The organism is Microcoleus sp. S36a_B3, assembly GCF_036700745.1.
GTDB lineage: Bacteria > Cyanobacteriota > Cyanobacteriia > Cyanobacteriales > Microcoleaceae > Microcoleus.
The window spans coordinates 139,363-158,053 of the sequence record NZ_JAUBPN010000003.1; the positions used below are offsets into that span (position 1 = coordinate 139,363).

13 protein-coding genes are annotated in these 18,691 nt (G+C 44.7%); 5 read left to right on the forward strand and 8 right to left on the reverse strand.

Annotated elements, in window-relative coordinates; genetic code table 11:
• The first annotated feature begins 128 nt into the window (after positions 1–128).
• A complete protein-coding gene (locus QUA01_RS04525; RefSeq protein WP_333087155.1) occupies positions 129–935 on the forward strand; it encodes a helix-turn-helix domain-containing protein in 807 nt (268 codons plus the stop codon).
• Positions 936–1,019: 84 nt separating this feature from the next.
• Here QUA01_RS04525 and leuS read toward each other — a convergent pair whose 3' ends face one another.
• The 3 genes from leuS to aat all read right to left on the reverse strand — a co-directional run bounded on the left by leuS (position 1,020) and on the right by aat (position 5,294).
• Positions 1,020–3,575: a leucine--tRNA ligase gene (gene leuS / locus QUA01_RS04530; protein WP_333087156.1), complete on the reverse strand. Its 2,556-nt coding sequence runs from the start codon at positions 3,573–3,575 to the stop codon at positions 1,020–1,022.
• A gap of 363 nt (positions 3,576–3,938) precedes the next feature.
• On the reverse strand, positions 3,939–4,598 hold the full coding sequence (locus QUA01_RS04535) for a Uma2 family endonuclease (protein WP_333087157.1): 660 nt from the start codon (positions 4,596–4,598) through the stop codon (positions 3,939–3,941).
• Positions 4,599–4,697: 99 nt separating this feature from the next.
• The gene (gene aat, locus QUA01_RS04540; RefSeq protein ID WP_442921509.1) at positions 4,698–5,294 is read right to left on the reverse strand and encodes a leucyl/phenylalanyl-tRNA--protein transferase; all 597 of its coding nucleotides are present in this window, start codon (positions 5,292–5,294) and stop codon (positions 4,698–4,700) included.
• Positions 5,295–5,340: 46 nt separating this feature from the next.
• Here aat and QUA01_RS04545 point away from each other — a divergent pair, with 46 nt between their 5' ends.
• A complete protein-coding gene (locus QUA01_RS04545) occupies positions 5,341–5,670 on the forward strand; it encodes a hypothetical protein (RefSeq protein WP_194008669.1) in 330 nt (109 codons plus the stop codon).
• Between the two features lie 268 nt (positions 5,671–5,938).
• Here QUA01_RS04545 and rpsN read toward each other — a convergent pair whose 3' ends face one another.
• The 4 genes from rpsN to rseP form a co-directional block, all read right to left on the reverse strand.
• Positions 5,939–6,241, reverse strand: coding sequence for a 30S ribosomal protein S14 (gene rpsN / locus QUA01_RS04550; protein WP_333087158.1), 303 nt, complete (start codon positions 6,239–6,241; stop codon positions 5,939–5,941).
• A 146-nt stretch (positions 6,242–6,387) separates the two neighbouring features.
• Positions 6,388–7,032, reverse strand: coding sequence for an endonuclease III (gene nth, locus QUA01_RS04555; RefSeq protein WP_333087159.1), 645 nt, complete (start codon positions 7,030–7,032; stop codon positions 6,388–6,390).
• Positions 7,033–7,192: 160 nt separating this feature from the next.
• The gene (locus QUA01_RS04560; RefSeq protein WP_333087160.1) at positions 7,193–7,909 is read right to left on the reverse strand and encodes a Uma2 family endonuclease; all 717 of its coding nucleotides are present in this window, start codon (positions 7,907–7,909) and stop codon (positions 7,193–7,195) included.
• A gap of 105 nt (positions 7,910–8,014) precedes the next feature.
• The gene (rseP, locus tag QUA01_RS04565; protein WP_333087162.1) at positions 8,015–9,115 is read right to left on the reverse strand and encodes an RIP metalloprotease RseP; all 1,101 of its coding nucleotides are present in this window, start codon (positions 9,113–9,115) and stop codon (positions 8,015–8,017) included.
• Between the two features lie 310 nt (positions 9,116–9,425).
• On the opposite strand from rseP, the gene QUA01_RS04570 reads away from it, so the two are divergent.
• The 3 genes from QUA01_RS04570 to QUA01_RS04580 all read left to right on the forward strand — a co-directional run bounded on the left by QUA01_RS04570 (position 9,426) and on the right by QUA01_RS04580 (position 15,737).
• Positions 9,426–10,103, forward strand: coding sequence for an ATP-dependent Zn protease (locus tag QUA01_RS04570; protein WP_333087163.1), 678 nt, complete (start codon positions 9,426–9,428; stop codon positions 10,101–10,103).
• 614 nt (positions 10,104–10,717) lie between these two features.
• Complete coding sequence (locus tag QUA01_RS04575) at positions 10,718–12,145, forward strand: MFS transporter (RefSeq protein ID WP_333087164.1); 1,428 nt, start codon at positions 10,718–10,720, stop codon at positions 12,143–12,145.
• A 1,213-nt stretch (positions 12,146–13,358) separates the two neighbouring features.
• Positions 13,359–15,737, forward strand: a complete 2,379-nt coding sequence (locus tag QUA01_RS04580; RefSeq protein ID WP_333087165.1) for a GumC family protein — start codon at positions 13,359–13,361, stop codon at positions 15,735–15,737.
• A gap of 265 nt (positions 15,738–16,002) precedes the next feature.
• Here QUA01_RS04580 and QUA01_RS04585 read toward each other — a convergent pair whose 3' ends face one another.
• On the reverse strand, positions 16,003–18,462 hold the full coding sequence (locus QUA01_RS04585) for a CBS domain-containing protein (protein ID WP_333087166.1): 2,460 nt from the start codon (positions 18,460–18,462) through the stop codon (positions 16,003–16,005).
• Between the last annotated feature and the right edge of the window lie 229 nt (positions 18,463–18,691).

The following is an 18,691-nucleotide window of genomic DNA, read 5'->3' on the forward strand; positions in this document are numbered from 1 at the left end:
CTCATTATATTAGAATCCGTACTGTCAGTTTTAGTGGATCCGTACTTTCAGTGCGTTGTTTTGTGTAGAAATTCTTCGTACCATTCAAAAAGCGAACTTTCAGTTCGTTTTTACCAATTGTGAGGGGTATGAATTACAAAGAAGCCAGACAACAATTTGCGGCAAAGGTAAGTCAGTTACGCAGAGAAAAAAGGATGACACAGGAGGAGCTAGCAGAACTCATAGACAAGACTACTGACTATATCAGCTTATTGGAACGCGGCGAAAGATCGCCCTCCTTTGAAGTTATTTTCGCTCTCGCTGAAGCACTCGATGTACCCGCTACTTATTTAATCAGTTTTAGCCAAAGCGGCGAGAGTACAGATATTATTGGCACCCTAATAGCTGCACCAGTTTCTCCGTCAGTTGTGGAGCCTGTTGAAGAGGCTGTTACCACGGATGCAGAACGCATTTCAGATGCTAAACGGCTAGAAAATGCTATGAAAAGCATCCAAGAATTGCAAAATCTGGCTAGTGAATATGGTATTGCGGATATTTTTCAAGATAACGGGGGAAAGACTTTACAGTTATTAATCCTTTTAGGGCTGCGGATATCGCCTGGACGTGAAGGAAACGATGCTATTGATGCTGAAGGAAAAGAATACGAACTTAAAACAATAAATATTGCTCTTAATAGAAGCGGTGGGGTCACTACTCACCATCATTTGAATGAAATTATACTTGAAAAATATCGTAAAGTTGGAGCTTGGTATATTGGATTATATGAAGGGATAACTCTCAAACAAATTTACAAACTCACACCTGAACTTCTAGAACCTAAATTTCAAGAATGGGAAGAAAAGTTGAGAGTCAGAAATGACGCACTTAATAATCCTAAAATCCCCTTAAAGTTAGTTAGACGGGGGCAACTTGTCTACTCAGATAGTCAACAATAGCCCTCCGCCAACAATTTTGATTTTGAGAATTAGCTTATGCTTGTATAGAGCCTATAAGTGTACGACACCTATCAGCAGTTACAATCAAGCTACCACGAAATTTACCAACTTTCCAGGAACTACAATCACCTTTTTAATCTCCTTACCTTCCAGGTGACGCTTCGCCAATTCCGACTCGCGGGCGTAATTTTCCAAAGCAGCTTTATCAGCACCAGAAGGCACTTGAATTGTGCCGCGAGTTTTCCCCATAACTTGAATTACTAGCGTAATTTCATCGGTAATTAAAGCAGATGGATCGACAGTCGGCCAAGTTTGCGTATGCACCGATTCGCTGTTACCAATCAAATGCCACAGTTCATCAGCAATGTGCGGCGAAAAAGGCGCTAACAGCAAAATTAAAGTATTAATTCCCTCTGCATAAACAGGCGAATTTTTACATTTATAATCAGCCAGCGCATTGTTCAATTTCATCATTTCCGAAACAGCAGTATTGAACTGATAATCGCCCTCCAAATCTTCGCTCACTTCCTTAATTGCAGTGTGAATTGCCCGCCGCAAATCCTTCTCAGCTTTGCTCAACACATCTTTCTCTCCCTCTTGAGCAGGGGAGGCTGGGGGCAGTGAAGCAAACTCTGTCACCAAGCGCCAAACGCGATTTAAAAAGCGGAATTGCCCTTCCACATCTGCGTCGTCCCACTCCAAATCCTTCTCTGGCGGCGCTTTGAATAAAATAAACATTCGCGCCGTATCTACCCCGTATTTCCCCATAACTTCCAAGGGGTCAACGCCGTTGTATTTTGATTTTGACATCTTCTCATAAAAGACTTCTAAAGCTTCGCCAGTTTGCGGATCTTTGGCATTTTCGGGGTCTACATCTGACGCAGCAACGTATTTGCCAGTCACAGGATTTTTGTAGGCTTTTGCTTGCACCATGCCTTGAGTTAACAAGCGTTTAAATGGTTCGTCGCAATCGATCAAACCCCGATCGCGCAAAACCTTCGTAAAGAACCGCGAATACAGCAAATGCAGGATTGCGTGTTCGATACCGCCGACATATTGGTCAACTGGCATCCAATCATTCGTCTTCGCAGAATCAAAGACTTGCTCTTGATTTTGAGCATCGGGATAGCGCAAAAAATACCACGATGAATCCATAAAAGTATCCATCGTATCCGTTTCCCGATGCGCTGGAGTGCCGCAACTCGGACACGCAACGTTTACCCATTCTACCATTTTTGCCAAGGGCGAACCTTTGCCAGTAAATTCTACATTTTCCGGCAACAATACGGGTAAATCCGATTGCGGGACGGGGACTGTTCCGCAGTTGGGACAGTGAATTACTGGAATCGGAGCACCCCAATAACGCTGTCGAGAAATTAGCCAATCTCTCAAGCGATATTGCACTCGCGCTTTGCCACAACCAGAACTTTCGGCAGCTTCAATAATTGCGGATTTACCTTTAATTGAATCCATGCCGTTGAAGCTTTCAGAATTAATCATAATTCCTGGTTCGGTGTAAGCTTCGCTCAGCGGAGTTTCATCATCATCCACAATTACTATTTTAATTGGCAGTTGATATTCAGTGGCAAATTTAAAATCTCGCGTGTCGTGGGCTGGTACTCCCATCACTGCGCCGGTGCCGTATTCGTACAGTACGTAATCGGCAATCCAAATCGGGATTTCTTCGCCGCTGAAAGGGTTGATTGCTTTGCCGCCTGTGGGGATGCCGCGCTTTGGTTTGTCTTCGGCGGTGCGATCGATCTCGCTTTGCAGTGCAACTTCTTTGATGAAGGTGTCTGCAGCAGCTTTTTGGTCTTCGGTGGTCACGCGCGCGGTTAACGGATGTTCTGGCGCTAAAACAAGGTAACTAACGCCATAAACTGTATCGGGGCGAGTGGTGAAAACGGCGATTTTTTCATCCATTCCCACAATCGGAAATTCCAAGTAAGCGCCGACTGATTTACCAATCCAGTTGGCTTGCATTAATTTGACTCTTTCGGGCCAATCTGGCAATTTGTCTAAGTCGTTTAATAACTGTTCGGCGTAATCGGTAATTTTGAGGAACCACTGCCGCAATAATTTGCGCTCGACTTTCGCGCCGGAACGCCAAGAACGACCTTCGTTGTCTACTTGTTCGTTGGCTAAGACTGTTTGGTCGATGGGATCCCAATTAACTGCTGCTTCTTTTTGATAAGCTAATCCTGCTTCTAAAAATTGTAAGAACAGCCACTGAGTCCACCGATAATAATCGGGAGAACAGGTTGTAACTTCTTTTGTCCAATCAAAGGAAATGCCCAGCCGCTGAAATAAGCCTTTCATTTGGGCAATATTTTCATAAGTCCATTTTGCGGGGGGAATTCCGCGTTCGATGGCTGCATTTTCTGCCGGCAAACCAAAAGCGTCCCATCCCATCGGATTGAGTACGCGATAGCCTTGCATTCGCTTGAGTCTGGCAATTACATCGATGATTGTGTAGTTGCGGACGTGGCCCATGTGCAGGTTTCCCGACGGGTAGGGGAACATGGATAAGGCATAAAATTTAGGCTTTTCGGTATCTTCTGGCATTTGGTCTAAGTTTTGCTCAGCCCATATCTGCTGCCATTTTTCTTCTATGGATTGGGGATTGTATCTGGACTCCACAACAATTTCTCCCTGTAGGATTTAGTAATGTTTGCTTGAATATTTTGGCACATTCAAGGGGCTGCGATTAGGATTTTTTTGAGCTCCAAGCATTTTGGCTCCAATCTCTGTATTATATATTGTAGTATATGTAATTTGAGCTGGGGGCGATCGACCAAATTTCTGATTCGCCGTTAAAAGAATAAGACTTACGCACGGGCGGTCAGAAACCGGGTTTTTACGATAATACTTTGTTACAGTCAGCAAAACCGCAAAAAACCCGGTTTCTTTGGTCTTGATGGGTAAGTCCTAAAAGAATAAATAACTGTAATCCGCAGCAACCCGATTTGTTTGAAAAACCGGGTTTCTATTCATTGTTTGGGCTTAGATGCTATCTGGGTCGATGTTCAATTCGCGCAGTTTGGTGGCTAAACGTTCGGCACGCTGCGAGGCTTCTTCGGCACGCTCTCGCTCTAGTAGTCGCTCTGCATTCATTTCGGAAGGGGAAAGAAACTTTTCTCCATCAGGTTTATAAATTTCTAACCCTGATTCTGGCAACTCAAACCGCACTCCCAGTCTCGGACTTATCCATCCTTCCATCGGTTCAATTGGTTCTAAGCTTCCTTCAATTCTTTGCCAACCTTCCAACTCATTGATTTCGGGGTCGTAAAGGTAATATTCCTCAACTCCATAGCGATTGTAAAATGAAAGTTTTTTGTGCATTTTTGTATTGCTGTCGTTGTGGGAGCGAATCTCAAAGACGACTTGGGGAGGGATATTATCTTCGCCAAATTGTAGGTAGGAACGGCGATCGCCCTTTGGTCTACCAAATATTACCATTGTATCTGGTGCTTGAGAAATGTCATTTCTTCTCTCAACCGGATACCAGAGTAAATCGGCTGCTACAAACACGTTGGGATCGTCTTGAAACAGCGACTCGCAACCTTCTTTGATGGTGACAATTAATTTATATTGAATTGTACTTTCTGCCATTGGTTGACCGTCGCTGGATGGATAAATGATTTCTTCGGTTGTGACTTGCATTGTGGTGTCTCCGAGAAGTATATATGCTTGATTCTACTATTTTTCAAAGTAGGTATATCGGGTTAGAATGCCGCAGTGCTATTTGCCAAAGGAGAATATTTACAATAGCGAGCAGCGGCGTTTTAAAGCTGCTTGCAAAAGAGTGTTGTACAGTTTTTCCTTAACAGTATAAGCGCCGAATCTTTCCAAGTGGGGATTGTTCATTTGAGCGTCAAAAAGTAGATAAGATCGATCGCGCAATCTCTCCACCAACTTTACCATCGCCACCTTAGAACCCTCGGAAATTCGGTAAAACATCGATTCCCCAATAAACGCACCGCCGATCGACAATCCCAGAATACCACCCGCCAATTCGTCGCCGCACCAAGTCTCGAAGCTGTAAGCCCAACCGGCTTCATACAAACCCCAGTAAATCTGCTTGAGTTCCTTAGAAATCCAGGTAGTTTCGCGATCGGCACAACCCTCAACCACCGCCCCAAAATCGCGATTTACAGCCACTGAAAACCGATTTTGATTTATAGCGCGGCTCAGCGATCGCGGATAGGTAAATCTTTCATCTAGCGGTATCAGCGCCCGCTGACGGCTCGAATACCACCCCAAACTCTCCTCGCCGTCATTTGCCATCAAGAAGTAGCCTTGCGCGTATCCCTGTATAATTGACGGTATATCATATTGCATATATTTATCAGTTGTCATTTGTCCGCTAACTTTTCAAAGTCAACATTAGCAATTAGGAATAATTATGTCTGAAACCATCGAACCTATTACCTTACCGCCCGCCCAAAACCCAGAGCAAGAAGGTCAGTGGCTCCAACAAACGCTGCTCGCATGGCTAGACTCCGAGTTTATCCCAGAAGCTGCCAACCAGCAAATAGCTAAAAGAGCTGCCCAAATCTATGTCCGCCAGCGTATGGAAGGCGAAAACGACGTGGGCAGCCTCGTAATTGCGATCGTCACCGAAATGCAGGCCTATGATTTTTCTAAAAGCTTTTACGGCGAATTTGCGATCGCCAATGCCGTCAGCGACTTGTTACTCGAAAGTCTCGGCATCGATAAATGCTGTGGCCAGTGAAGGAAGAAGGTTCGGCAACGGATTTTGTAACGGATGTAACGGATGTCAGTCAGAAAGAAGAAGGAAGAAGGAAGAAGGAAGAAGGAAGAAGGAAGAAAGTCTGAAACAAAAATTAACCCTAAAATATAATCTTGCCGATTATTCATAAGTTTTTCTTCATTCCTTCTTATTTCTTCCCTCTCTCGCGACGATAACTAAACCCTTCTTTCTTCTATCCATTAAATCCGTTACGAAATACGAAATCCGTTGCCGAACTTCCTTCTTTCTGCTACCAGCTAGACTTCACAACACCGGGCAAAAGACCTTCGTGAGCCATTTCTCGCATCACGTTGCGAGACAGTCCGAAGTCGCGATAGTAACCTCTGGGCCGTCCTGTTGCCCAGCAACGGTTCCGCAAGCGAGTCCGCGAACTGCTGCGGGGTAGCTGTTGAAGTTCCCGGTGAATCGCCATTTTGTCCATCTGATTCGCAGCTTGGTCGAACTGGTCTTTCAGATCAGCGCGCTTGTCAGCGTACTTGTCTACGAGTGCTTGGCGCTTTCTTTCGCGCTCGATCATGCTCTTTTTAGCCATAACTCAGTTTATATCCTTAGATAAATCACGATCAACTATTTTACTATATTTTGGTCATTTCGGATCGCTTTTATTTAAATTACTTTTTTTGTTGACAATATTTTTAACCACAGGCATCTTGCTTGTTCCTGAAAATAGTGCAACATCTAACTATTAGCAGAAGGGCACAAATCTGCAAGTTCGCAAATATTGCAAATCGGCTTTCTTGCATTACAAACCGCCCGACCGTGATAAACTAACCGAATCGACCAATTTTCCCAATCCGGCTGCGGCAACAATAGCATCAAATCCCGCTCGATCCGAATCGGATCGGTATGTTCGGTCAATCCCAATCGTTGACTCAAACGCTTGACGTGGGTGTCTACTGTCACGCCCATATGAATACCAAAAGCGTGAGCGAGAACGACATTAGCTGTTTTGCGGGCAACTCCGGGCAATTCTAGCAGCAGTTCCATTTGCTGCGGTACTTGATTGTTGAATTTGTTGACGATCGCCCAACAAGCAGCTTTAATATTTTTAGACTTATTTCGGTAAAAACCAGTCGATCGCACCAGACGCTCCAATTCATCTAAATCAGCATTTCCCAAAGCCTCCGCATCGGGGAAACGCTCAAACAAGGCGGGCGTTACCAGGTTTACTCGCTCATCCGTACACTGAGCCGAGAGAATCGTCGCCACCAACAACTGCACCGGAGTTTCGTAGTTGAGAGTGCAAGGAGCTTCTGGATACAGGCGTTTGAGGCGAATCAAAATTTCGAGCGATCGTTGTTTTAAACTTAACTTTTTAGTCATTTGTTATTTGTTATTTGTTAGTTGTTATTCGTTATTCGTTAGTTGTTGTTTGTTAGTTGTTATTTGTTATTCATATCAAAAACGGTTTGTAGTGCGGACACTAGGACGAACTACAAATCTTACTGATTGCGGTTAATCGATCGAAGTTAATATTAGTCATTTACAACTGATTGAGGTCGATTCCCATGTCTCGGAGTCTCGCTTCTAGAGCTTGCGAGCGCGATCGTTCTTGTTCCAGCATAGTTTCTGCCTGTTCGGCCCTTTGCCGTTCTTGTTCGGCCCTTGATTCTGCTTGCTCTCGAAGTTGAGCGAGTTCCACAAAACTCACAAAGGGTGTGCCATCAGGCCTGAATATTTGTAGTTCAGTTTCTGATAGCTGAAACCGCACTCCCATTCTGGGACTTACCCAGCCGTTCACTTCTTCGATTGGTTCTAATCGTTCCTCTCGACGCTCCCATATAGTTAAATCCAGATTTGCTGGATCGTACAAATAATATTCTTCTACGCCGTATTGTTCATAAAATCTCAATTTTTGCAGCATCGGACTCAGGCGATTTCCCGGCGACCAAATTTCAAAGGCGACTTGCGGCACAATGTGATCTTCGTTCCACTGCTGGTAGGAGCCTCGATAACCTTTCGGTCTTCCGAAGGCTACCATCACATCTGGCGCTTGAGAAATTTTGTTATTTCCTTCTACTGGATACCACAGTAAGTTTCCCGCTACAAAAACATCAACCACGCTCGCAAATAACAGTTCTAAATTTTCTTTAATCCACACGATTAATCTAAACTGTTCGGTATTGTCAGACATTGGTTCGCCGTTATCATCTGGGTAGATAATCTGAGATTTTTCGGGAGATTGCAGTTGTTTAATCATTGCTGTTTTCCCCTAATTTACTGGTTGTTTTATATTATTCAACAGTCATCAGCGTTGTAATGACTAATGACTGCTGACTAATGATTGATGACTGACGACCAATGACTACTGCTGTCGAAGATTTCGCATCAAATCGATGCCTGCCAAATTAGCAGTATCGCGAACAATCAAGAAAATTCCCAAACCTAGCAACAGCATCAAACCAGTCTGCATCACATTTTCCTGAATGCGGTTTGGCAAAGGCTTGCCCCGCAGTCCTTCTATTAACAAAAAAGCTAGCTGACCGCCATCCAAAGCAGGTAAAGGCAAGATATTAATCACAGCCAAATTGATGCTAATTAACACGGCAAACTGAAACAAATTCGCTGCATCCGATCGCGCAATCCCTGCACCGGCCGCCACAATTGCCACGGGCCCGGACAACTGTTTTGCGGTTTGACCGAAATTGGTAACTAACTGCCCGAAACCTTCCACAGTCAGCACTACAATCCGCTCAAATTCAGTAGCCGCCATGCTAAAGGCATCTAGAATTCCCGCCCGATCCCGCACCACAGTTCCGTTAGAAGTTAGCTGTACGCCAATGCGGCCTTTACCGTCGGGGGACTTTTCGGGAGTGACTGTCACCAGAAATTTTTGTTCTGCACGCTGAATTTCTAACGCTAGGGGTTGGTTGGGATGATCTTGGATTGCTGAGACTAGAGATTTGATTGCTTCGCGGGAAGCGCCCAATTCCTTGCCGTCAACGGACAGAACAATGTCGCCCGATCGAATTCCCGCTTGGAAGGCGGCCGAACTTACTTCTGCTGCGACTTCCGGGACTTTAACTCCCGGTAGGTAGTTCATGGATGCTGCGCCGACAGTGGTCAATTGCACCACCAGCAGGAAGTAAGCAAAAATCAAGTTGGCAATCACCCCGGCGCTAATCACGATCGCCCGATCGAGTACGGGGCGATTTCGCAGCAAATTCGGGTCATTGGGGGGGATATTGCTTTCTGGATCGTCATCCGGGAAACCGACAAAACCTCCCAGGGGAAAGGCGCGGAGGGCGTATTCAGTTTCCGGGCCTTGGTACTTCCAGAGGATGGGGCCGAAACCGATAGAGAAGCGGTTGACGTGAATGTGTTGAAGTCTCGCCGCCAAGAAGTGGCCGAGTTCGTGAACGACAATCAAGATACCTAAAACTGCGATCGCTGCCAAAACTGACATGAAGGATTCCACTAACACTTTTACTTTACTTTGATTTATTTTAATATCTTTTTAATAGAGGTGGCGGACGATCGGCAATTTTCAGTCAAACTAGAAGATGGTATGTTTTTTTCGGAAGTCCCGGCCGGTAAGCGATCGGGCTGATGTAACTTTTCGCCTTTCTGAAGAAAGAAGGAAAAAAAATAATTCAACCGATGCCCTGTTTGGCCGATGCCCTGTTTGGCCGATGCCCTGTTTGGCCGATGCCCTGTTTGGCCAATTTCCTATTACAAATTACCCATTACCAATTCCCCATTACCAATTCCCAATTATGAAAGACACTTCTTTGAATATTATCGCTATTTCGATCTTCGCCATCACCGTTTCCATAATATTGGGCCCTTTATTCAACTTGCCAGAAGCCGTACCTGCGATCGCCACTTTTTGCCTATTAGGGCTAGCCACCCTCGACACTTTCCAGTGGCAAGGTCAAGGCGGTACAATTTTAGTAGATTTGCTTGGGGGAAGTTCCAAACAAAAGCGCGATCGCATCCTCCACCACGAAGCCGGGCACTTCCTAGTCGCCCACCTGTTAGGAATTCCCGTAAGCAGCTACGCCCTCAGCGCTCTTGAAGCATTCAAACAAGGTCAAACAGCCCAAGGCGGAGTCCGATTTGAAGACGAACAACTAGCATCTCAACTCCAAAGCGGCACTCTTTCATCCCAAATTTTAGACCAATATTGTACAGTGTGGATGGCCGGAATAGTAGCCGAAAAAATAGTTTATGGCAGCGCACAAGGCGGCGTAGAAGACCGCACAAAAATCCGCGCCATCCTCACACAACTGCGCCGTCCCAATTCCGAAATTCAACTCAAACAAAACTTAGCTTCCCTGCGAGCAAAAAACCTACTCGAAAACCATAAATCTGCTTACGAAGCCCTAGTTAAAACAATGGAAAAAAAAGCAACAGTTGCTGAATGTTGCGACACGATTCAACAAAATTTGTAGCACAAAAATTGCGCCCCCTTGCCTGACCGAACCCAGTTTTTTTGTAGGTCGATCGCTAAAACTCTGATTCAGCCTACAAACCGGGTTGAGGATTTAATACCACATCCGAGTTTGCCATCCCCTCGATCTTCTGACTCTTCTCTTTCCTCTTCTATTCGCGTTCTTTGCGTCTTCGCGGTTCCATTATCAAGGGAGTATGTTACCCCAATGTGGTAGTAAGAGCATACATATTATCGGATTAACAACTCATGTAACAACCAAAACATTTCGCAACAAAACGGCAAACAGCGAACAAAAAATCACAAAAAATGCTGTAGCTGTTCCGTTCCGGCATCTGCCTCCAATAGTGCGGTGTGGGTGTCAGCGAACTGGGCACAACATCGCCAATACAAATAAACGCTATTTGCAACATAGCAAAAATGCTTTACTTGCTCGATGCAAAAGATATTGACGAATCAGCGATTATACTTGGGAAGCATTTGTCGATCAACTACCAATTACGCATTATTCAGAATCATCCCGATCGCCCAAAAAAACTTAGTATTGCGGCATAGCGTGAGTTATACTCCTACTGCAAAGACTGCGACTGCCCAAAAATCCCGAAACAAAAGTTTATGAGCAACACTTCCCCGCCTGAAGCAGCAGCCAACAACCCTGAAACAAAAAAACTCAGTTTCTCAACAAAATTAGCATACGGTGCCGGCGACCTAGGGCCCGCAATTACGGCGAATGTTCTGGTATTTTTCCTGCTGTTTTTCTTTACTAACGTAGCAGGTTTGGCTGCGGGTACTGCTAGCAATATTTTGTTAATCGGCAAGGTTTGGGATGCCATAAATGACCCGATTGTGGGGGTTTTGAGCGATCGCACATCTCATCGGTGGGGCCGCCGCTATCCTTGGATAGTTTACGGCGCAATTCCTTTCGGCATCTTCTTCTTTTTGCAGTGGATTGTTCCCAGCAAAGATCCTACGATACTGTTTTGGTACTATGTGGCGATCGGCATTTTGTTTAACACCGCCTACACCGCCGTCAACCTGCCTTACACCGCCCTCACTCCAGAATTAACCCAAGACTACAACGAACGCACTAGCCTTAACAGTTTTCGGTTTTCTTTCTCGATCGGCGGCAGCATTTTGTCGCTAATTATAGCGCAAATTATCTTTGCAATAGTTAAAGATGACATCCAAAAATACTTAGTATTAGGCGCACTTTGTGCAGTGATTTCAGTGTTGCCTTTGTACTGGTGCTTTTTGGGAACCCGCAAACACGTTTTATCTCAATTGCAAGAACATCCAGTAGAGGACAGTTCAACTTCCTTGCCGCTGAAAGAACAGTTGCGGATTGCATTTAACAATCGTCCTTTTTTATACGTAATTGGAATTTATCTCTGTTCTTGGCTGGGCGTGCAATTAACTGCTTCTATTTTGCCCTATTTTGTCATCAACTGGATGAAACTGCCGGCTGCAACTTTTACCCAAACTGCGATCGCCGTTCAAGGCACCGCACTCGCCATGTTATTTGTTTGGAGTAAAGTCAGCGAGCGATACGGCAAAAAAGCTGTTTATTTTATGGGCATGAGTTTGTGGATTATCGCACAAGCCGGACTGTTTTTCCTGCAACCGGGACAAGTAGTCCAGATGTATTTGTTAGCAGTGATGGCCGGGGTTGGAGTTTCCACTGCTTATCTCATACCTTGGTCGATGATACCGGATGTGATTGAACTCGACGAACTCCAAACAGGAGAAAGACGTGAAGGCGTGTTCTATTCGTTTATGGTGTTGCTGCAAAAAATTGGTTTGGCATTGGGCTTGTGGTTTGTAGGACAAGCATTAGAACAAGCTGGATTTCTGGCCACAGTTCAGGGACAGGCTGCTCCAATACAGCCGGATTCTGCGCTGTTTGCGATTCGAGTTGCGATCGGTCCCCTGCCCACAATTGCTTTAATTTGCGGCATGATTCTCACATATTTTTATCCGATTACCCGCGAAGTTCATGCAGCAATTTTGTTGCAGCTTAGAGAAAAAAAAGTACAGGATCGCTAAGCACAGATTCAGCTAAGTGCAATGAGTAAACTCAAAAAGTAACAACTACCAACAGCTAATCTGGGCGATATCTATAGCAATCTTCCCATCAATTGCGAACTCTTTCTTTGCTCTGACTAATTGGAGTTTTCTACTCGTTACCAGGCTCTGCCTCCCTAATCTTGTGCGGAGGCAGATACTCTAAATATGGGTTCTTTTCGCAGAGCCTGGGAAGCAGTTATAAGTTGTAGGGTGCGTCGCTCGTTTAATCTGGCGCTCCAGGGCGAGAGTTGTTCAGGGCGACGCACCCTACGTTGACTTAAGGGATCTCCTGGGTTTATGGTGTATATGGTATCAAGCACAACTGTTCGCGATTCTGTGATGCCCTCGGAGTAAGGATATGCGGTTTGTTTATCACCACAAAATCAGGAGAGCCGACTTAAGTAAACGGTATTGCCCTATAACCTAATTTTTCTAAGCAAAAACATCACATTCTCGATCGCGCTTTGCCCCGATACAAACACCCACAAGTTTGAGCTTTTCGAGATGTCGATCGACTTTGAACTTGCCAGTTATTAATTTTTATGTATGTACGGCACTATTGAGAGTAGTATGTGATATAATTATGCCGACAAATAAGTCGAGCGATTTAAGCAGTCATCCAGCTCGTCAAAAAGTTTATTATTAAAATAAAAGACAGATTTTTTTCGGAAATTGATTCGATTAGTTACAGTTCAAAAAATCTGCTGAAGGCTGCTAATTATATCTATCTGCAAAATGGCCAACTTTTTAGTCGGTCAATTAGCGTATAATTTAACAGATGCTACAGTTGATGCCTGACAGAAAAGTGGCAGAATAGAGGAGAAGGCAATAGCAGCGCGATCGGCTGCTGAGGTGTGAGGGCAAATTGTAAAATTTTGGTAAAGTTATCGCGCTAGAGGCGATCTCAGCGACATCCTAAAAAGTGGGTACAGCCACCCAGAAACCCAGAAGATAAGCACAACACAGCAGACAACAATACAGTCGGATACAACTCTCAAGCAATTAGTAAAAAAACTTTTGCAGCAGGCAAAACATAGGAATTTAGTTATTTTTGTATATGATGTGAAAGTAGTGAGAATTATTAGCAGGAACTAGAACCGACCAACCAATAATCTCCTGTGATATCCTGAAGTCAATGGTGAAAGTATCAACCAGAAGGGTCGCACAACAAAGCTGATTTTACCAAAAAAATATGAAAGAGGTCAACATGGAAAAAGAACAGGACGCTCATCTCGTACCCATTAGCAACCAGAGCAGACAGGTGCAGCAATTTTCCGTTGACGAGGGAGAAGAGTTAGGCGCGCAGCCTCAAAAAGGATTGAATCTCAACCCGTTGTTTAGGACTCTCGGGCGCAAAGCCCTAGTCATCCTTGGGATTGTCTCTCTAGCAGGCGGTGGAATTTATTTTCAAATCAAGCAAAGCAAGAAAACATATCAAGGCGATTTTAGTCTGCTTGTGGAACCCGTGACAACGGAGGCAAGAATTGCTGACCCCGCTGCTCTAGCCAATCGCAGCGAGGGTGGCGGAGTGCCCAGTCGAGATTTTTTTAGTTTGGACTACGCAACTCAACTGCAAATTCTCCAGAGTCCTCAGATGCTATCGGCTATTGTGAAACAAGTCCAAAAAAAAGATCCAAAAATGACCGAGGAACTTCTGAAAAAAGGATTAGTCGTTTTGCGCGTCGGAGAGAATGAGCTGACGCAAACTAAAATTTTGGAAGTTCGTTTCCTGGGCCAGGAACCTGAATTAATTAAGTTTGTTTTACAACAAGTTAAAAAGAAATATTTAAAGTACAGCCTTGACGAACGCAAGAGTCGCATTGGTGAAGGTGTTAATTTTATTGAAAACCAGCTTCCGGGACTTAGCAAGCGCGTAAATGACCTGAAGTCGGATTTACAGGTGATACAGCAGCAGCAAAAAATTACAGATCCTAAAGAACAAGGCGCGCAATTGATCGAGCAAGTTCGCACCGTAGAAACTTTAGAGTTAGAAACTCAAAGGCTGCTGCAGGAACAGAAAACGCTGTACGCTAACTTGCAAAAGCAATTAGATTTTACACCAAATGAAGCTATTGCCGCTTCAGCTTTAAGCGAAGAACCTCAATATAAAGAGTTGCTGACCAAGGTTAAGGAAGTAGAAGGTCAGATTGCTGTAGAAACAGCTCGTTTTAAATCTGCTAACCCGATAGTGGAAGCTTTAGAGCGCAAGCGGGCAAATTTAGTAGCTTTACTCAACCAGCAAACTGAGCGAATTTTGGGGCAAAATTTAGTAGGCCCTGAAGCCAATGCTAAAGTTCAGAATTTTCAAAATTCGATTCGCATAGGCTTGATCAAACAATTGGTTGATACTGCTAACCAAGTTCAAGTTTTAGAAGCTCGCAGTCAGGCGATCACCCAAACAAAAAATGATTTAAGCCGACAAGCAAGAGAATTTCCCAGTATAGCTCGTCGCTACAACGAACTGCAACAGCAATTAGACATAGCAGCGCGCACCCGCGATCAACTTTTAACTCAGCGAGAAACTCTGCGCGTCCAAGCAGCTCAAAGCCAAGTACCTTGGGAAGTAATTTCTGAACCCCGGATACCGCAAGATCCTAAGACTGGCAAATATATTCCCGTACCCTCGAAAAATGCCAACAAATTTTTTATGGCAATTATTGGGGGGCTAGTGTTGGGTGTGGCCGTGGCTATCCTGATTGAAAAGTTCCGCAATATTTTCTACTCTGCTGATGATGTTAAAGATGCGTTTGATGCGCCTTTATTGGGAGTGGTTCCTCGGGATAAAAATGCTAAAAAATTTCCGCCTTCTATTGCTAATTCCTATACTTATCTTGAAAAGAAAGAGGGGGATAAAAAAGTTGCTTCGGAATTTATAGAAGCTTTTGACTCTCTTTATACTAATATTCGCTTTCTTTCTTCAAATCGAACTATTGGATCTTTGGCAGTTGGTTCGGCTACAGTTGGTGAAGGCAAATCTACCGTTGCTTTAAACTTAGCTCACGTTGCAGCGCTGGCGGGCCAGCGAGTGCTGTTAGTAGATGCCGATTTGCATTCGCCCAGCTTGCACTTCCTCTTGGAACTGCCTAATCTAAAGGGATTGAGCAACTTGCTCGACGACAGTAAAAACCAACCAAATGAAATTATCCAGCGATCGCATCTAGAAGATAATCTTTTTGTATTAACTGCAGGTCTTCCTATTCCTGGTGTTGCTAGACGGCTTGCTTCATCGGGGATGCAGTATTTAATGGATGAACTTCACGCAACATTTGACTTAGTTATCTACGATACGCCACCGCTGGTTGACAGTAAAGATGCGAATTATTTAGCGGCGCGCACAGATGGAATGCTAATGGTTGTAGCACTTCGCAAGACCAAGTTTTCTGTAGTCAAAAAAGTTTTCAGTCAATTAGAAAATTTTGGCATACCCTGCTTGGGTACAGTTTCCAATAATCCCACCAAAGGTAAGAAGTATCAAGCATCTAAATCATTAGCTCTGGAAGATAAAAATGAATATTTAAATTTTATACCAGTAGAGTCTGGCATCCGCAAACTAGCTCCGAAAAAAGAGTGATATCATCTCGGAAAAGGACGACAATCATCAGATTTGTTTGAGCGTTTGGAGTTTAGTCTTGAAATTGATGATATCATCTCCGGTCGATTGACCGATATCACATTAGTCCGCACTACGAACCAACCGTTTTTGTTATTAATCTACCGGACATGATATGAGGACTAAACTCCGAAAAAGTGAACGTTTACAGATTTTCAGACTCTGGTTAAATTTTCCAGATTAATTTGTGGAGTAAATCTCAAAGCTTAAATCGACTGGTGGCGGACTAATTTTCATCGGGGTCAATAGGAAATGTTACGGTAAAATTAGTCCAGCCATTGCTGCTTTCTACGTCAATTTTTCCCTGCAACTGTTCGACCAGTTTTTGCACCAAAGCTAAACCCAAACCTGTACCTCCTTGTTTCCAGGGGTCAGCGTTGGGAACTCGATAAAATTTATCAAAAATTCGGGGCAGTTCTTGTATAGAAATGGACGATTGATTGCTGAGTTTAAATTGGATGAAGGAACTCAAATCAGTTGCTGGGATAGAATTTTTTCCGCTTCCGACCTCTTCCCAGTATCCATTTTTGCACTCAACTCTGAGAGAGATTTCGCCGTCATTGGCGGTATATTTGCAGGCATTGTTGAGGATTTCTGCTAAAATTCGTCCCAAACTAGCGCGGTTGGAACTGATGGTGGGGAGGTGAGAATCGCACTCAAATCGCAAATGCTGGTGGCGGTTCTGGGTGCGGGTGTAAAATGGCTCGATAATCGCAGGTAGCCAGATTTCTAAGTTTACTGGTTCGAGATCGATCGGGCAAGCTGCTGCTTCGAGGCGCTGCAAATCGAGCAAAGCATTAATCAAATCGGTTTCTCTAGTACATTCGGTTTCTAAAATTTCTAAATAAATCTGCCGTCGGTCTGGTGTGGGAGAAACTTTCAGCATATGAATAGCCATTTTCATATTAGCTAAAGGCGTGCGTAATTCGTGAGAAACTGTGCTGAGAAATTCATCTTTGAGAACGTTTAAATGCTGGAGCTCCTGCACTTTTTGCTGCAATTGGGCGGTGCGTTCTTGGACTTGGCGTTCGAGGTCGGTGTTGAGATTTTGTACTTGCTGGTAGAGTTGGGCTTGCTGAATGGCGATCGCAATTTGAGTTGCCAGTTGCAGCAGCAAATCCACTTCCGAAGGTTGCCACTGCCGCGATTTAGAACACTGATGGACGCACATCACGCCCCACAAATTGCTGTCTTGCAAAATTGGTACAATCAAATAAGCTTTGATTTGCGCTTGCTGTAAGCGTGCAGATGTTTCGGCATTCAAATTAGCTTGCTCGATGTCGGGGACGGCGTATATTTCCTGTTCGATCGCGAATGCAGATTCATGCCACATTGTATCTGGCATGATTTCTCCCAAGATCGAAGACCACTTGGAGGCAACGGATTCTGCCACGACAATGCCCAAATCCTTCGACTCCAAACGCACTATGGCTACTCTGTCGGCGTGCAGAACTTGCCGGACTTCATCGACGCTGGCGTTAAGAATTTCTTCGAGGTTTAAGGATTGGTGAATCCGCAAGGAAATTTGAGTTAGCAGCCGATCGCGCTGCACCTGTTCGTGGAGTTTGGCAGTCCGTTCGCGCACCTGCTGTTCCAATTTGGCATTGCGGCTTTGCAGCAGTTCCAATTTTTCTGCTTGCAGTTGATAAACCGACTGCTGCAACTGTTTGACAACTCGGTACATTTCTGTCGGATCGAGGACTCGGAGCAAGTTAGTTTGGGTAATAATTCCCAATAGTTCTCCGCGCCCTCCGCACACCACCAACCGCTGCACTTGTTGCTGCTGCATTTGTTTGTGCGCCGTCCACAGGGAATCGGAAGGTTGCAGAAATTGCAGGGGAGTTCTCATGACTTCTTGAGCTAGGGTTTGCTCGAAATTTACTTCGAGAAACAGTGCCTGCACGATGTCGTATTCGGTAATAATTCCCAGAGGTTGCTGAAAGGAATAGTGAAAAATGGAGGTATAGTCATCTTTGGGTTTCTCCATTGTCAATTCTTTGTTTTTTGTAATGACTACACAACTGACTTGATGCTCTGACATCAGTTCGGCTATGCTCAGCAGCGACGCGGTGTGGGGCGCTGTAATTGGCGTAGTCATCAATTCTGCTACCCGCCGCAATTTCAGAATGTTTGAAGGCTGCAATACTTGGCGAATTCTTTCCCTAGTGAGCACTCCTACCAAGTGGCGAAATTGATTGACGATCGGCAAATAGCGAATTTTGTGCTGGCGAAATAAGGATAAAGCGCCGAACACGTCTTGATCCTCGGATGCTGTGAGGACAACCGACACCGGAGACATGATGTCGGAAATTGGTATTTTCTGCGAGGCTCCTTTTTTCTGAGTGTCTATTTTGCCAGAAGCGATGGGCCTCACTAAGTCGGCGGGAGTTAATATCCCCAGTAACAGCCCGCGGCTGGGGTTGTTGGATAAGTTGTCTGTGGTAATAGTCTGCTGGTCTTGCACCACGAGCACGCAGCAGGCCCGCACCTGTTCCGGCGGGGAGACTTCGGTCATCGCCCCCGGTTCTGAGGGTAAAGGTGTTTTGGTTAGGGGACAACTATTTTCCAACTGACTCATCAGGGCGATCGCCGCTGCTAAGGAAGTATCTGGTACGGCGGTTAGCGGGTAGCGGTCGATCGCCTGTTCTAATGCTGAGGAGTAAAAGGGTGGGTGGTAAAAGGACATAATTGATGGGGCAGGTTGTCAGAGGGCGGCTAATACCATTTTCGATTGTGGATGGGAAATGATTGATTGTATAAGGGTTTGGAGCGCAGGCTACCGAGTTGCATTTTGGGGGAAACTGGTATAAATATCCGCAAAGCGTTAGGGAATGACAGAAACACCAGAAACACCAGAAACACCTAGCCTGTGCTTGGGATTTTAATAATAGACTTTCTAATTGATTATTTCCATT

Excerpts from the sequence above, each read along its gene's own strand:
- QUA01_RS04525 (WP_333087155.1), top strand. The coding sequence starts at position 129 with ATGAATTACAAAGAAGCCAGACAACAATTTGCGGCAAAGGTAAGTCAG.
- QUA01_RS04535 (WP_333087157.1), bottom strand. The coding sequence starts at position 4,598 with ATGCAAGTCACAACCGAAGAAATCATTTATCCATCCAGCGACGGTCAA.
- aat (WP_442921509.1), bottom strand. The coding sequence starts at position 5,294 with ATGACAACTGATAAATATATGCAATATGATATACCGTCAATTATACAG.
- QUA01_RS04545 (WP_194008669.1), top strand. The coding sequence starts at position 5,341 with ATGTCTGAAACCATCGAACCTATTACCTTACCGCCCGCCCAAAACCCA.
- rpsN (WP_333087158.1), bottom strand. The coding sequence starts at position 6,241 with ATGGCTAAAAAGAGCATGATCGAGCGCGAAAGAAAGCGCCAAGCACTC.
- nth (WP_333087159.1), bottom strand. The coding sequence starts at position 7,032 with ATGACTAAAAAGTTAAGTTTAAAACAACGATCGCTCGAAATTTTGATT.
- QUA01_RS04560 (WP_333087160.1), bottom strand. The coding sequence starts at position 7,909 with ATGATTAAACAACTGCAATCTCCCGAAAAATCTCAGATTATCTACCCA.
- rseP (WP_333087162.1), bottom strand. The coding sequence starts at position 9,115 with ATGTCAGTTTTGGCAGCGATCGCAGTTTTAGGTATCTTGATTGTCGTT.
- QUA01_RS04570 (WP_333087163.1), top strand. The coding sequence starts at position 9,426 with ATGAAAGACACTTCTTTGAATATTATCGCTATTTCGATCTTCGCCATC.
- QUA01_RS04575 (WP_333087164.1), top strand. The coding sequence starts at position 10,718 with ATGAGCAACACTTCCCCGCCTGAAGCAGCAGCCAACAACCCTGAAACA.
- QUA01_RS04580 (WP_333087165.1), top strand. The coding sequence starts at position 13,359 with ATGAAAGAGGTCAACATGGAAAAAGAACAGGACGCTCATCTCGTACCC.
- QUA01_RS04585 (WP_333087166.1), bottom strand. The coding sequence starts at position 18,462 with ATGTCCTTTTACCACCCACCCTTTTACTCCTCAGCATTAGAACAGGCG.